This is a genomic window from Vibrio sp. 1249-1 (genome assembly GCF_033340495.1).
This window is the reverse complement of record NZ_JAWOWJ010000014.1, coordinates 39,417-53,976: the sequence shown is the minus strand read 5'-3', so window position 1 is coordinate 53,976 and position 14,560 is coordinate 39,417. Positions and strand designations below refer to the sequence as shown.

At 45.2% G+C, this 14,560-nt stretch carries 13 protein-coding genes; 6 read left to right on the top strand and 7 right to left on the bottom strand.

Translation table 11 applies throughout. The annotated features are described in order from the left end of the window. Window positions 1-4: 4 nt before the first annotated feature. The 5 genes from uhpB to R7Z50_RS19870 form a co-directional block, all read right to left on the bottom strand. Window positions 5-1,507, bottom strand: a complete 1,503-nt coding sequence (uhpB, locus tag R7Z50_RS19890; RefSeq protein ID WP_042520953.1) for a signal transduction histidine-protein kinase/phosphatase UhpB — start codon at window positions 1,505-1,507, stop codon at window positions 5-7. Next, window positions 1,507-2,115 carry a transcriptional regulator UhpA gene (gene uhpA / locus R7Z50_RS19885; RefSeq protein WP_042520951.1) on the bottom strand — a complete coding sequence of 203 codons (609 nt, stop codon included), beginning with the start codon at window positions 2,113-2,115 and terminating at the stop codon, window positions 1,507-1,509. The genes uhpB and uhpA overlap by 1 nt, the downstream gene beginning before the upstream one ends. Window positions 2,116-2,253: 138 nt before the next feature. Beyond that, complete coding sequence (uhpT, locus tag R7Z50_RS19880; RefSeq protein ID WP_021707729.1) at window positions 2,254-3,648, bottom strand: hexose-6-phosphate:phosphate antiporter; 1,395 nt, start codon at window positions 3,646-3,648, stop codon at window positions 2,254-2,256. Between the two features lie 406 nt (window positions 3,649-4,054). Then, window positions 4,055-4,885, bottom strand: a complete 831-nt coding sequence (gene fdhD / locus R7Z50_RS19875; protein WP_042520949.1) for a formate dehydrogenase accessory sulfurtransferase FdhD — start codon at window positions 4,883-4,885, stop codon at window positions 4,055-4,057. A 53-nt stretch (window positions 4,886-4,938) separates the two neighbouring features. Next, window positions 4,939-5,823, bottom strand: a complete 885-nt coding sequence (locus R7Z50_RS19870; protein WP_042520947.1) for a LysR family transcriptional regulator — start codon at window positions 5,821-5,823, stop codon at window positions 4,939-4,941. A 666-nt stretch (window positions 5,824-6,489) separates the two neighbouring features. On the opposite strand from R7Z50_RS19870, the gene R7Z50_RS19865 reads away from it, so the two are divergent. Together R7Z50_RS19865 and R7Z50_RS19860 are read left to right on the top strand one after the other, a co-directional pair. Next, window positions 6,490-8,814, top strand: coding sequence for an FdhF/YdeP family oxidoreductase (locus tag R7Z50_RS19865; RefSeq protein ID WP_285384880.1), 2,325 nt, complete (start codon window positions 6,490-6,492; stop codon window positions 8,812-8,814). A 195-nt stretch (window positions 8,815-9,009) separates the two neighbouring features. Beyond that, window positions 9,010-9,486: a DM13 domain-containing protein gene (locus R7Z50_RS19860; protein WP_005376099.1), complete on the top strand. Its 477-nt coding sequence runs from the start codon at window positions 9,010-9,012 to the stop codon at window positions 9,484-9,486. A 198-nt stretch (window positions 9,487-9,684) separates the two neighbouring features. On the opposite strand, the gene R7Z50_RS19855 is transcribed toward R7Z50_RS19860, so the two are convergent. Next, window positions 9,685-10,134 carry a YkgB family protein gene (locus R7Z50_RS19855; RefSeq protein ID WP_005376100.1) on the bottom strand — a complete coding sequence of 150 codons (450 nt, stop codon included), beginning with the start codon at window positions 10,132-10,134 and terminating at the stop codon, window positions 9,685-9,687. A gap of 146 nt (window positions 10,135-10,280) precedes the next feature. On the opposite strand from R7Z50_RS19855, the gene R7Z50_RS19850 reads away from it, so the two are divergent. Together R7Z50_RS19850 and R7Z50_RS19845 are read left to right on the top strand one after the other, a co-directional pair. Next, a complete protein-coding gene (locus R7Z50_RS19850) occupies window positions 10,281-11,081 on the top strand; it encodes a PhzF family phenazine biosynthesis protein (protein ID WP_017634635.1) in 801 nt (266 codons plus the stop codon). Window positions 11,082-11,221: 140 nt separating this feature from the next. Continuing rightward, window positions 11,222-11,920 (top strand): aspartate/glutamate racemase family protein, encoded by a 699-nt coding sequence (locus R7Z50_RS19845; protein ID WP_017820174.1) that lies wholly within the window; start codon window positions 11,222-11,224, stop codon window positions 11,918-11,920. Window positions 11,921-11,987: 67 nt separating this feature from the next. Here the strand turns inward: R7Z50_RS19845 and R7Z50_RS19840 are convergent, their stop codons facing one another. After that, window positions 11,988-13,691, bottom strand: a complete 1,704-nt coding sequence (locus tag R7Z50_RS19840) for an FAD-dependent oxidoreductase (RefSeq protein WP_017820173.1) — start codon at window positions 13,689-13,691, stop codon at window positions 11,988-11,990. A gap of 151 nt (window positions 13,692-13,842) precedes the next feature. Here R7Z50_RS19840 and R7Z50_RS19835 point away from each other — a divergent pair, with 151 nt between their 5' ends. Continuing rightward, the gene (locus R7Z50_RS19835) at window positions 13,843-14,133 is read left to right on the top strand and encodes an ArsR/SmtB family transcription factor (RefSeq protein WP_005376206.1); all 291 of its coding nucleotides are present in this window, start codon (window positions 13,843-13,845) and stop codon (window positions 14,131-14,133) included. 5 nt (window positions 14,134-14,138) lie between these two features. Continuing rightward, the gene (locus tag R7Z50_RS19830) at window positions 14,139-14,552 is read left to right on the top strand and encodes a YeeE/YedE family protein (RefSeq protein ID WP_372081249.1); all 414 of its coding nucleotides are present in this window, start codon (window positions 14,139-14,141) and stop codon (window positions 14,550-14,552) included. Window positions 14,553-14,560: the final 8 nt, after the last annotated feature.

Genomic DNA, 14,560 nt, shown 5'->3' with positions numbered 1-14,560 from the left:
TGAGTTACACCTTAGGTAAAGTAATGCTGATTTGTGTGCCGATCACTTGATCGCTGGTGGAGTAGATAACCATTTTTCCACCTAACGCGTGCACACGTTCTTGCATGCCGCGAACGCCCATGCCTTTCATGCTGTCCTGAACTTTGAATCCGACACCATCATCGTGAATCATCAGTGACACCGCAGCTTCTCCAATTGTCAGTTCAATATTGATCAACTGCGCTTCTGCGTACTTGGCAGCGTTATTTAATGACTCTTGGCATAAACGGAATAGGGTTACTTTGAGTGTGTCACTCAGGCTGGTGTAATCGCCTTGCCAGTTCAGTTGAACAGTTGTTCCGTGATTGGCGAATTCCATCTCTCGCGTCAGTTGCTCGACGGATTCTTTTAAGTCCAAATCATCCAGCATTTTTGGTCTTAGCTTGCTTAACAGTCGCTTAGTGGTGTCGTACACGTTGAGGGAAAGCCCTTCGATCATGTCGGCGCAACCCACGCTTGTTTCGGCGTTATTTACCCGCTTAATGATGTTGGCTTGTGTGCGGATCGCCGTGATGTTCTGTCCAATTTCGTCATGTAGCTCGCGCGCAATATCGCGTCTTACCGATTCTTCCGCTTTGATAAGCTGGCGAGACAAATTCTGATTGCGTGCAAGTTCGCCGCGCAGTTTGTGATTGAGGTCTTTTTGTTTCTGAACCCCTAAGCCGAGCATAATGCCGGTGATGGTTTGCGCCGAGAGAGATAATAACAAATCGGTGATTTCTAGATTTGATACGCCGCTGCGAGCCGCAATCAGCGCAATGCTGTTGAGCATGGTGGCGAGTAGGGCTCCTTGCCAGCCGTAACGAAGTGCCAGCACGATGATTGGGATAGCCATACAAAATGGCGCAAATCGTTTTAACTCTTCAGGCAAACTCGTTTGCACTAGAATGCTGCCGATAAGAAGTACGGCGTAAAACACAATGTGGCGAATGCTGAACACCACAGTGTTGTTCAAAAGATGCGACGTCAGAGGCGACCATCGGCTTTGAAATAGGTAGTTCCACAGTAGGTAACACATAGGAACCAGCATCAGCCCACCAGAAATACTGGCTAACCACACCATGTAAACAGAAGGCACGTGAAAGCCGACCGCCATTACGTTGATGAAGGCGGTAATGATGATCACAACGCCCATGACGGCTAAGTGGCGGTTTTGGTCACCGTAGTAGTATTTTTTCGCAATCAGAGTGACCGGGATACTGGCAATGCTCGCAATCAGCACGGTAAGCCACTGCGGTTGACCCAGTAAGATCGCAAGTGCGATGGAAAGTCCCCACTCCGAAAGGTAAATCGTCGGCCAATAAGCGGTGCGAGTGTGCAGGGCGACACCTAATCTTAAAGCGAAAGGAAACAATAAGATCGCCAGTTCGGGATCATTGACAAAGTAATAGGCAATCACCCATAAGCAGAACCAGGCGCAAGCCATAACAAATAGTCCGCAAATGGTGGTAACAGCGTAAGCTCGCATTAAAAGGACTCTTGAGAAAATAGTTTGGCGAGCTCAACGTTGTTTTTCACGCCGAGTTTGTCGATGGCATTCGCACGATGCACATGCACGGTCTTGTGGCTCAAGCCAAGCTCTGCCGCGACAGACTTTACATCCAACCCGGTCGCAAGTAGCTGACATACCTCGTTTTCACGTTTTGTCAGTTGGCATAGAGAGGTGGTGTTGTCGCTAGGCGTTGCAAGTTTAAGTGCAATATCTGATGTGAGGTAACAGCCGCCAGAAGCACTGGTTCTCACGGCTTGAATAAGTTCGTCTGGGCTACAGCGTTTACTAAGATAGCCTTTTGCACCTAGCTTTAGTGATTTTTCCACCATCGCAGGGGAGTCATGCACGCTAAGCATCACGCAGGCAATGCCAGTTGGTATTTCGCTAAGAAAGTTTAAGCCGCTTTCATCTGGCATGGAGATATCTAGGATGATGACATGAGGGTGTACCGCAGGCAAGCCTTTGCGCGCTTCGGCGACAGAGCCGAATTCACCGACAACGGTAATATCACTTTCTAAATTTAATAATTGTGCGAAACCTGAACGCACGATGACGTGATCATCAACTAGAGCAACATGAATCATTATTACAACCAAATAGAGCAGACGACTAACAACAATAAGCTCCAACAGGAGCCAATAGAAAAACCTTTAATGATACTGAATTGATCAACTCATTTTAATGATCTTGCGCGCTTTACCGAAGTAAAGCGCGCAGAGAAGCTAGGCTTGGTTTTGTGCAAGTTGAAGCTTCTTCGCGTGTCGAATCTTCTTCTCTTCCGCGATAGCGACGAAAGCAAGCAAAACAATACAAATCATGGCGGAGGTATCTAGAGCTGCGAAGGTACCTTTCCAACCAGTTAAGCCGAAGATAGGTGTACCGTCTGCAATCATACCGAGACCAAGTTTCGCGAAGCTGTCACCGATTAGGTAAGCGAATGTACCTTTTACGCCGTCAGCCACACTGATTGCTTTTTTAGGGACAAAACCAACCGCGGCAACACCGATAAGAAGTTGCGGACCAAACACCAAGAAGCCCAATACAAATAGAGAGGCTAAGTACATGAACTCGCTAGTGGCGTGTTGGTAGAACTCAAGCGATACGATGATCAAACCAAGAGATACACAAGCAACCAATGCGCGGCGACCGTTTGCTAAGTCAGATAAGTAACCCCACATCAAAGTACCCACAAGCGCACCGACTTCGAATAGAGTAAAGCCAGAGATTGCCGTTTCTTTTGACAGACCAAGCTCTTGGTACGCGTATACCGTTGACCATTGGTCGATACCAATACGCACGATGTAAAGGAAGATGTTGGCAAAGCAAAGTAGCCAGATAACTTTGTTTTTAAGAACGTATTCAACAAATATTTCTTTTTTGGTCATCTGGTTTTCTTCTGCGGCGGTGTCTTCTTCACTCACTGCTTCATCGAAAAGTTCTTCTACTTTACCTAGACCGTAAGCTTCTGGAGAGTCGCTACCAAAGCGCATACCGATAAAGCCAACGATGATCGCGATGATAGAGGGGAACACGAACATGCCGATTACGTGGCCGTCGAATAGGTAGTTAGCACCGAAAAGAGCAACACCCGCTGCGCCCGCACCACCAACGTTGTGTGACATGTTCCACAAGCCTAGGTAAGAGCCGCGCTTGTTACGAGGTGTCCATTTTGTAATGGTTGAGTAACTAGAAGGGCCACCAGTACTTTGGAAGAAACCACTCAGAGCGTAGAAAGCCACCATCAAGAACAGGCTTGCACTACCGCCGCCCATGCTGAAGCTGAAACCAAGCATTGCAAGACCAGAAAGGATCAGCATAAAAGGGAGGAATTGCTTGGTGTTCTTACCGTCAGCGTAGTAAGACACAACGGTTTTACCGATGCCGTATGTGATGGAGAAGCCAAGGCCAATAAGACCTAGGTCTGTCATGCTCAAACCGTAAGTTGAGATCATGTCGTTTTGCGCGACATTGAAGTTCTTACGAATCAAGTACATGGTTAGGTAGCCGATGAATACGACCAAGTAAGATTGGATGAATGGTTTAAACCACATCTTTCTTCTAACTTCGACAGGAAGATCGAGGGTCGGCTTCCGCACCTGTTCGAGGAATTTTAACATGATGAACTCTCTTGTAATTGTTTTAGAAACACAACGGAGACCGTTATGTGCTCTTGTTACCTTTGACTGAGCGGAATTCTAGAGAGTGGTTTTGTGAGGCACATGAGATGGTTGCCTAGATCGGCTAGGAAAAATTCCTAGAAATGCCTAGGAAGGCGGAAAAGCGTGAAAAGAGTCACACAAAACCCTTACTAATTTATGGTTTTTTGACAGCGTTCTTATCGGATTGGAAAGCGTTCAAATGCAAGCAGGTTAATATACGCAAGCTTAGTGCTGACAAGGGGTGAGCTCGTTTGGTTGGAGAGAATAGTGTCTTGTCGCTAAGTATCAATTGGGAACGAGAAGCAAACAACAGAGACCCAGAGGTCTCTGTTAGAAATATTAGGAATTCGGCTAGGTTGACGTGTTAAGGTGCAGGGCTGTATAGACGCGGCGAGCTGTGTTTTGGCAAGTGAATTAGGTTCAAATGGTTTCTTCTTGCCCATTCGACAGTTAACGCTGTAGGTGCAGATAAGCAAACCAGAGTGGGGATACGCGCGCGAACGGCTTTGTGGATCAACTCTAAGCTGCAACGGCTTGTCATTATTGCGAAGCCACTTTGAGGTTCGATGTGATTGTTGGCCAATGCGCCAATCAACTTATCTAGCGCGTTGTGACGGCCGATGTCCTCTCGGCACAACTTGATGTTGCCTTGTAAATCTGCAAATAAGGCGGCGTGTAACGCGCCAGATTCACGTGCGGCTTCTTGATGCAGTGCGACTTTGTCTCGCAGCCCTTCAAATACATCGGAGCGCGGAGGAAGAGACGGTGTTAGCGGTGCTAAATCAGGCAAAGCTTGTTCCAGAGCCTCGACACCACAAATGCCGCATCCAGTTGTGCCGGCAAGATTCCGGCGTTGTGTTTTTAACGCCCAGAAAGCGCGGTTGCTGATTTCCACTTCCGCATAGTGAGATTCGTGATCGCCACCAACTTCAATGTCTTTGATCTCTTTGAAGTCGTGGACGATGCCTGTGCTTAGGCTAAATCCTTTTACGAAGTCTTCCAGATGGCCTGGCGTCACCATCATGACCGCTTGGCTAATGCCGTTGTAGCTGATAGCTAAGGCGGATTCACTCGCCAGCGACATTTGTTGCACTGGGCGGCCATCAATCAATTCTCGGTAATTGAACGCACTTGGTTGAGGTGGTGCTTGATTGAAATCGGACAGTTCAAAATAAGATTGAGTAGTACATCTCATGAAATCACCTCATAAGCCGTTATGTATGCCAAAAATTGACGTGTGGGTTGTTGTTATCGATTGAATATGTTCTTCGCTTCTGCGAAGCACTGATCGGTTAGCGCGGAGAAGGGTTCTTGTTTTCGCTTTAACAAACCTAGCGGCGCGTGAACGGCGGCTTCTTCGATAGGGATAATGCGAAGCGTATCGTTCAACTCTTCCAATCCACAGTTCAGCGGCATAATGGCGCAACAAAGGCCACTGGTTACTGCTTGGATCAAGTGAAAGGTGGAGTTACTTTCAATGACGGTTTGCGGAACTAGCCCTTTACTCACAAAGCTAAGATCAATTGAGTGGCGATAGTGCATACCCTTCGAAAGCAGCCCTAGCGGAATGTTATTGAGTGACTCCAACAACACTTCAGATTCGGCAAAATCAAAATGACGCTCATCGAATAAAACGCCAAGTTTGGTCGAGTCGAGCTCGATAACATCGAAGTAAGCGGTGTTAACTTGATCGACATAACACATCCCCAAATCTAGTTGATTGCGATTGAGTTGGTCTATGATCTGTTCGGTCGTCATGGAGAGTATTTGAAAGCGTAACTCAGGGAACTGGTGAGCTAATGGTTTGAGAAATTGCATCGGGTTTTGGCTGGCGAGTGGCACCATTCCAAGCCGAAGAGAGCCGACCAACTGACCACGGCAGTTGGCGGCTTCAGCTTGCAATCCATCATGAGCTGCTAAGACGGTTTTTGCCCAAGCTAAAATGCGTTCTCCGGCTTCTGTAAATCCTTCAAATCGTTGACTTCTTTGGATTAATTCGAGATCGAGTTCTTCCTCTAAGCTTCGGATCCTCATGGACAAGGTAGGCTGCGTAATGTGGCACAATGCGGCGGCTTGACCAAAGTGTTTGGTCTGTTCAAGTGCGATGAGATATTTAAGTTGTTTGATATCCATAATGGCTTGTTAACCTTGCGTTGTGAGTCACATGTACGGGGGAACTCCCTAAAAAGGGCACAGCACTACCGTACTTTTTAAGCGCTGGAGCGTTTTAACTGGGGAATGGAAAACCAAAACCAAGTCAAGAATAAAACCACACTCAAAATTGATCTGAATCAAGGCTATTCCTGATATTAATTAGGGTCAAATTTAAAGTATCTATAGTGTGATAGATACTATCTATTATCAAGAGGGCCGATTTTATTGAGTTCGTTAAGCGAACTAGGTGGAATCGAATGGGAAAACGATTAACCTCATAAGTTGTATTGATTAAAAATGTGCTGACCGTCAGTGGAAAAAATCGTCATAGATTTTGTTTATCACTCGGTCAGGATTATCAATTGGACGCATATTGAATAACGACTTAATCTTTGATTTAGATCAAGGCGCAACAATGCGAATTGAATCTACCAGTCTTAGAAACAGTAGGCGGGTATCCGATATCAAGAATCTAGATAAGTAAACGCTCGGACAAGCGAGAGTATGTTGAGTGGTTACTTATTTGGATTAAAAAATACATGGATTAGAAACTAAGCCCTTCAATACTTCCGCATTATCTCAATAAATAACGCGCTTGTTTTCACGGGCACCCTGCTTGCTGGTATATCTGCGAGGAGTAAAGTCGTGAGCCAAAAAGAACAAATAAAAACATACAAAGGTCCAGCTGGTGGTTGGGGTGCACTGAAAGCCGTAACCAGAAGTTGGTGGGGCAGTGAAAATGCAGTTAAAAACATTCGCACTATGCTCAAAACCAACCAAAATGGCGGTTTCGACTGTCCGGGATGTGCATGGGGTGAGTCGCCAGATAGTGGTAAAGTCAATTTCTGTGAGAATGGCGCGAAAGCGGTAAACTGGGAGGCGACCAATCGTCTGGTTGATCCTGAGTTTTTTGCCAATCACAGCGTATCTTCTCTCTCAACGCAAACCGATTACTGGTTGGAATACCAAGGCCGTATCACGCACCCAATGCGATACGATGCTGAATCCGATCACTACGTGCCAGTCTCTTGGGATGAGGCTTTTGCACTTGTCGCGAAACATCTCAATCAATTGGATTCACCACACCAAGCTGAGTTTTATACCTCTGGTCGTGCAAGCAACGAAGCGGCGTTTTTGTATCAGCTATTTGTGCGCGCATTCGGTACCAATAACTTTCCAGATTGTTCCAACATGTGTCACGAAGCCAGTGCAATAGGGATGAAAGACACCATTGGCGTTGGTAAAGGCACAGTGATCTTTGATGATTTTGAAGAAGCCGATGCGATTTTCGTGATTGGTCAAAACCCGGGCACGAACCACCCACGAATGCTTGAACCTCTGCGCGAAGCGGTAAAACGTGGTGCACAGGTTATCTGTCTAAACCCGCTGAAAGAGCGCGGATTAGAGCGTTTCCAAAACCCACAAATGCCGATTGAGATGTTGAGCAACGGCTCAGAGCCTACCAACACGGCGTACCTGCGTCCTGCTTTGGGCGGAGACATGGCAGTGTTTCGTGGAATCGCAAAATTCTTGTTGCAATGGGAACGCGAGGCATTGCAAAACGGTGGCAAAGCGGTATTTGACCGTGAATTCATCAAACAACACACGATAGGTATTGATGAGTATTTGGCTGAAGTGGACGCAACCTCTTGGGAACACATCGCGGAACAATCGGGTCTTGATTTAAGTGAAATCGAGATGGTGGCGAGCATGTATCGACGTGCAGAACGTGTGATCATGTGTTGGGCGATGGGGTTGACTCAGCATCGTCACTCTGTGCCAACCATTAAAGAAGTCGCAAACGTGCAAATGTTACGAGGTAACGTTGGTAAGCCGGGAGCGGGGCTTTCACCAGTGCGTGGTCACAGTAACGTTCAGGGCGACCGTACGATGGGCATTGATGAAAAACCTTCAGATCTGTTGTTGGATCGCATTGAAAGTCGATTTAACTTTGACGTCCCGCGTGGTGAAGGCCACAACACTGTGCAAGCCATTAAAGCGATGGAAGAAGGGCAAGCGAAAGTATTTATCGGTTTGGGCGGTAACTTTGCACAAGCAACGCCAGACACAGAACGTACGCACAACGCGATGCGAAACTGTAATTTAACCGTACACATTTCGACGAAGTTAAATCGTTCTCACCTTGTCACAGGTAAAGATGCGCTTATTCTTCCATGCTTAGGCCGTACTGAGATTGATCAGCAAGCGACTGGCCCACAAGGTGTGACGGTTGAAGATACTTTCAGCATGGTACATATCTCATTTGGTCAGCTAAAACCGCGTTCGGAGCATTTGCGTTCAGAACCAGCGATTATTGCCGGTATTGCCAATGCTACACTCGGGGCAAAACCAATTGATTGGTTGTGGGCGATTGAAGATTACGACCGTATTCGCGATTTGATTGCCGACACGATTCCGGGCTTTACCGACTTTAACCATAAGCTTAAACACCCGGGTGGATTCCACTTGGTAAACCCAGCTGCTGAGCGTCGATGGAACACACCAAGCGGCAAAGCGCAGTTCAGATCTAGCGAGTTGCCGAAGCAGTTGATCAGCGAAGCGATACTCGAAAAAGGCCAAAAGCCAGATTTGATCTTGCAAACCATGCGCTCACACGACCAATACAATACGACACTTTACGGCTTGAATGACCGTTATCGTGGAGTATTTGGTATGCGCGAAGTGCTGTTTATCAATGAAGCGGATATTCGTAAACTCGGTTTTGAACCGGGCGACAAAGTGGACATGGTGTCATTGTGGGAAGATGGCGTTGAGCGCCGTGTGAGCGGATTTACGCTTGTTGCCTATGATGTACCAGCAGGTCAGGCGGCGGCTTACTATCCAGAAACAAACCCATTAGTTCCTTTGGACAGTTATGGGGATAGAACGTTTACGCCAACCTCTAAGTTTATTGCGATCAAATTGGAAAAATCGACATCCGATAAGATCGCTTTGGTGGAAGCGGAATAGTGACCAAACCGGCACAACGACATTTCCGATAAGCAAACGGCTGATATTAATTATCAGCCGTTTTTAATTGCGCTCAGTCTGCATTTAGTGCGCATAGCTTGTGTATAATGTTAATGACATTATGCTGCTCGATGATAGACAGATAAGGCCGATTTGAATCTAATTTCAAGTAGTAAAACTAATAAGAAGATGCTTATGACCTTGAAAAATATAATTAAATTAACAATCAGTCACTTAGTGGCAGTTTCTATTGGCATTGCGATAGGTATCTATACTTTACCGATCCTTATTGCACCACCTGCGCCGACCGATGAACAAGTTGCTAAGAGCAAGCAAGGTGCAGAATACAGCGCAGTGTTTAAGAGGGAACTCAAAGGTAGCGATGCTTTTCATTGGGGAGAGGGAGAAATTCATTTGAGTTCTGAAGTCATTACGTTGGTAGGAAAACTCGCTCCCGGACCAGACTATAAACTCTATCTATCTCCTAAGTTTGTTGAAACGGAACAAGAGTTTAATGACCTTAAATCTGAGATGAGCTTAATTGGTGATGTCAAAACGTTCGATAACTTCGTTGTTGAGGTTCCTCAAAGCACTTCAATTTCTGAATACAATACGGTTGTTGTATGGTGCGAGACATTCGGTGAGTTCATTACTTCGGCAAAGTATCAATAAACCTTAGCAGTAGAGTGAAAGGCTTTTCTTTTCACTTTACGCTAGGATGTTGTTTCGCATAATTAAGAGGCAAAGACTCTTAAACACTCTAAATTTAAGAGCCTTTGTTTAGAGTTATTGACAGAACCATTCGACTTGTAAGTCGTTTGCACCTTTCAGGCTACGTTCTGGAAAAACAAGATTTCGAACTATTTAGAGTTATTCTCTGTTTGGCTTGTTTCGTTCGATGACGCTAATCGCAATAGCTAAAAATAGAATATCTTTTACTAAAAAGAAGTTTGTCACCAAAACCCCATCAGACACTTTCCATGTATTCGGTGTCGTAATTAGAAAGCTGAGTGTCGCAAGAAAAATAATTGCGGCGGCTATGCCAGAAAAATAAGCGACTCGTGTGTTTTTAAGGCCAACGATTAATCCAATAGCGACAATGATTTCTGTTGCGCCAATGATGTTTGATACGGCTTGAACTGACATCACATCATACAACCAACTCATCAGAAAATGATTTTCAACGAGCGGTTGTATAAGCTTGGCCTCTGTAGGTGTGAATTTATAAATACCAATCCATATTAGAACTAAAGAAACGCCGAAAACTCCGATAAGATATCCAATTGAGTCACATTGATGATGGCTTTTTACGTTTTGCATAATTAACTACATTCTCCTGTTTGTTAGCGCTTCCAACAAGACCTATAAGGTTGGTAGAAAATTTCATAGGTTTTTTCGCTCAAACAACAGATATTAAAAATCACGTGATACAGAATTACGTGTTTGATAGAACTTAAGGATATTTCGTGGAAGTTAAAATTTTTCAGGTTGACTCGTTTACATCAGAGGTTTTCAAAGGTAATCCCGCGGGTGTTTGTATCACAGAGTCAAGCCTTGATGAGGAAACGATGTTGGCCATCGCGGCCGAGATGTCGTTATCTGAAACGGCATTTCTGTCACTCAATACAATGCAACTTCGTTGGTTTACACCGAGGACGGAAGTTGCTTTGTGTGGACACGGCACACTTGCAACGGCGCACGTTCTGAAAGAGCAGGGGTTATATAATACTGGAGATACGATTGAGTTCGTTACGCTATCTGGGGTTTTAACTGCACAACTCGATCATGAAGAAATTCATTTGGTGTTTCCTGCGCCAACTTTAGATATGAGAGCGAGTATTAACAAAGACTTACTTCATGGCTTGGGGCTAGATGCCGCCAATGTAGTCGCCTACGGTCAGTTTGATAATAAGCAGTTGATCGTCATTAATGATGAATTTGTGCTTGAACAGCTCGACCCTGATTTTGGTGCGCTGCTTAAACAAAAGGGCCGTGGCGTCGTCATCACTGCTCAATCAAGTACTGACGCCGATTTTGTCTCTCGATACTTCGCGCCTTGGGTAGGTGTTAATGAGGATCCAGTTACAGGCTCTGCACATTGCGCTTTATGTGTTTACTGGGCTAAAGAGCTCAACAAAAAGCAACTGAAAGGCTTCCAAGCCTCCGAGAGAAGTGGGGTCGTCCATACAGAGTTGTTAAGCACTGAGCACGTTAAGCTTTCTGGAAATGCAGTAACGATATTGCGAGGATATATGAGAATCGCGTAGCGGTCCTTGTGGGAATGATTTTATTTTCGTGTTACCCAATGCTCAATAGTGAGGACGCTTGAATGCTACTTATTTAAGTGGCTGATTTTTTTTTGTAAAAACACCCCTGGCACGGTGGTGTATAACGATTGGAGAGTTATATGAAAACTATCGGTCTTCTAGGTGGTATGAGCTGGGAGTCGACGCTTAGTTATTACAAATTGATCAACGAAGGAGTCAAAGAGGCGTTAGGCGGCTTAAATTCCGCAAAAATTTGTATGTATAGCGTGAATTTTTCGGAGATAGAGAAACTTCAACATCAAGGTAAATGGGAAGAAACGGCAAGCATTCTATCTGATGCTGCATCTTCAATAGAAAAAGGGGGCGCTGACTTCATTCTTATTTGTACTAACACAATGCACAAAGTTGCGCCTCAAATTGAAGCCAGTATTAATATCCCCATACTACATATCGCAGACGCGACTGCTGAGTTACTTCGTGAGAAAGGGGTTCAAAAGGTCGGACTCCTTGGTACTCAATTCACAATGGAGCAAGACTTTTATAAAGGAAGGCTTTCCGACCGTTATGGGCTTGATGTCGTCATTCCCGATCAAGACGACCGCTCTAAAGTACATAACATTATTTATAAAGAGTTATGCCAAGGTGAAATCAAAGAGGAGTCAAGGACGATATACTTGCAAATTATTGAAAAACTAAAAGAGCACGGAGCTGAAGCTGTGATTCTCGGGTGCACTGAAATTGCCTTACTTGTAAACCAAAGTCACACCGAGGTTACACTACTTGATACCACTTCTATCCATGCTCAAGCAGCAGTCCGTTTGGCAATTGAAGGTGAATGATCTACGCTTTCTTTCCTGCAAAAAAAGAGAAAACCAAGCACGTGGTTTTCTCTTTTTTATTATCAAGTTATAAGCGAGCAAATTTGAGAGTTCTGTATCCACCAATCAAGTTGCGGGCTTTGTAACCATTGTTGACCAGCTGACGGTATGCTACGTTACCGCGTAACCCAACTTGACAGTAAATCACGATCTCTTTGTCTTTAGGAAGTTCGTGCATGCGACGACGTAGTTGATCGACAGGAATATTAATTGCACCTTCAAGATAACCAACGGACTCCAATTCACCAGGATTACGAACATCAAGTAACAGTTGGTCTTCTGTCAGTGAATCCATTTCATCATAATGAATCGCGGTCGCATCGCCTTTGATGATGTTATTTGCCACAAACGCCGCTTGGTTAATTACATCTTTAGCAGAGCCATAAGGTGGCGCGTAAGTTAGCTCGAGGTGTTGCAGTTGCTCTACCGTCATACCAGCACGCTGAGCAACTGCCATTACGTCGATACGTTTATCAACACCGTCTTTACCTACTGCTTGTGCACCTAATATTTTACCTGTTACTGGATCAAACAGCATTTTGAATGACACGGTTTCTGCACCTGGGTAGTAACTCGCGTGACTTGCTGTATGCACATACACTTTTTCATAAGCGATGTTTTCACGTTTCAGCTGTTTCTCGTTTTTACCAGTAGAAGCGACGGCTAAATCAAAAATCTTACAGATCGCCGTGCCTTGCGTACCTTGGTAAGTTTCTTGGCGGCCAAGCATGTTGTCTGCTGCCATTCGGCCTTGACGGTTTGCCGGGCCCGCAAGTGGCACTAGAGTTTGCTCGCCAGTCACGAAGTCTTTCTCTTCTACCGCGTCGCCGACAGCGTAGATCGAAGGATCGCTGGTTTGCATGTATTCATTGGTATAAATACCACCAAGAGCGCCGATTTCTAAGCCAGCTTCTTTTGCTAATTTGGTCTCGGGGCGAACACCAATTGCCATAATCAGAATATCGGTGGTGAGTCTTTCACCATTGTTTAGTGTTAATTCCAATTCACCTTCTAGATGTTGGTGTTTTTCGCTTTCACCAGAGTCGAAACTTGCCACGTGCTCGTTAGGTACGAATTTCACCGACTCAAGTGCGACGCCAAGTTTAAGGTCGATGCCTTTCTCACGAATTTCAGCATGTGCGAAGCCAGCCATTTCACGGTCAACGGGCGTCATCACTTGATCCGCCATTTCAACTAATGTGGTTTTTATGCCTAGCTGGTGGAAGGCTTCCATCATTTCCAAACCGATAAAACCACCACCAACGACCGTAGCGTGTTCAACTTTGTTGGTTTCGATCGTTTTAATGATGCGATCCATATCTGGAATATTGCGCAGCGAGTGTGTTAACGGGTTATCAATACCCGGAATAGGCGGCACAACTGGACCTGCGCCAGGGCTAAGTAGAAGAAAGTCGTAGCTCTCTTGGTATTCCGAGCCATCAAGCAAATTGTTAACCGTAACCGTTTTGTCTTGACGGTTAATAGAAACCACTTCGTTCATCACACGGACATCAACATTGAAACGCGCTAGAAAGCTCTCAGGCGTTTGAAGAAGCAGTTTGCTGCGCTCTTGGATATCGCCACCAATGTGATAGGGTAAGCCACAGTTTGCAAATGACACAAATGGACCGCGTTCAAACATAATGATTTCTGCGTCTTCACTAAGACGACGAGCGCGAGCTGCTGCAGATGCACCGCCAGCAACCCCACCAATAATCACGATTTTGCTCATGGATTTCTCCTGCTGAATGATCGAAAACGCCTACACCTTACTTAAATAAATTAGCTAAGTCTAATGTTATTTAATCTACATTAGCATTGACTTAATAATATTAATTAGTAATATCTAATAAAATGTAATGTAGTAATGAAGAGGCATAAGAATGGGCGACAGTATGCTACAAAGTGCGACCGAAGCGAGTGAGCTGCTTAAAATTATGGCTCATCCAGAGCGCCTAATCGTGATGTGTAAGCTGATTGAAGGCGAGAAAGGGGTCGGTGAACTGTTTGAAGGTTCATCATTAAGCCAATCTGCTTTTTCACAACATCTCACCGTATTGAGAAAGCACGACATTATTAAAGCTAGAAAAGTTTCTCAGCAGGTATTTTATTCAATTTCTGATGAAAGAGTTGGTCCGCTGGTTGAGGCCTTTAAGCAAGTTTTCTGTAAGTAATTAGTTTGGCGGTTGCTATGTTTGAAGTTCCTTGGATGTCGCTGTTGGGCGGCATAATAGTTGGCGTATCAGCGATAACACTGATGCTATTTACTGGCAAGACTGCTGGGATCAGTGGGATCTTAAACGGTGCCGTTGAGAACGCAGATCGCGTTTGGCGCATTGTTTTTTTAATTGCGATGGTATTAGGTGGCGTGTTTGCTGTTTATGTTCTTGGCGGGCATGTACCAGAACAGTACAGCGGTTCTGTTGTTTTAGTTATCGTTGCTGGCTTGTTAGTCGGTGTCGGTACGCGTATCGGCAATGGTTGTACTAGTGGTCATGGCATTTGTGGGATAGGGCGTTTCTCAATCCGTTCTGTGGTCGCGACGTGTACTTTTATGGCCACAGCCATGTTAACCGCCTTGCTAGTATCGTGAGGAATAGT

What these genes read in the sequence shown, in the direction of transcription:
- R7Z50_RS19840 (WP_017820173.1), bottom strand. Translation starts at nt 13,691, where the DNA reads ATGAGCAAAATCGTGATTATTGGTGGGGTTGCTGGCGGTGCATCTGCA.
- uhpA (WP_042520951.1), bottom strand. Translation starts at nt 2,115, where the DNA reads ATGATTCATGTTGCTCTAGTTGATGATCACGTCATCGTGCGTTCAGGT.
- R7Z50_RS19835 (WP_005376206.1), top strand. Translation starts at nt 13,843, where the DNA reads ATGGGCGACAGTATGCTACAAAGTGCGACCGAAGCGAGTGAGCTGCTT.
- R7Z50_RS19845 (WP_017820174.1), top strand. Translation starts at nt 11,222, where the DNA reads ATGAAAACTATCGGTCTTCTAGGTGGTATGAGCTGGGAGTCGACGCTT.
- uhpT (WP_021707729.1), bottom strand. Translation starts at nt 3,648, where the DNA reads ATGTTAAAATTCCTCGAACAGGTGCGGAAGCCGACCCTCGATCTTCCT.
- fdhD (WP_042520949.1), bottom strand. Translation starts at nt 4,885, where the DNA reads ATGAGATGTACTACTCAATCTTATTTTGAACTGTCCGATTTCAATCAA.
- uhpB (WP_042520953.1), bottom strand. Translation starts at nt 1,507, where the DNA reads ATGCGAGCTTACGCTGTTACCACCATTTGCGGACTATTTGTTATGGCT.
- R7Z50_RS19860 (WP_005376099.1), top strand. Translation starts at nt 9,010, where the DNA reads ATGACCTTGAAAAATATAATTAAATTAACAATCAGTCACTTAGTGGCA.
- R7Z50_RS19870 (WP_042520947.1), bottom strand. Translation starts at nt 5,823, where the DNA reads ATGGATATCAAACAACTTAAATATCTCATCGCACTTGAACAGACCAAA.
- R7Z50_RS19855 (WP_005376100.1), bottom strand. Translation starts at nt 10,134, where the DNA reads ATGCAAAACGTAAAAAGCCATCATCAATGTGACTCAATTGGATATCTT.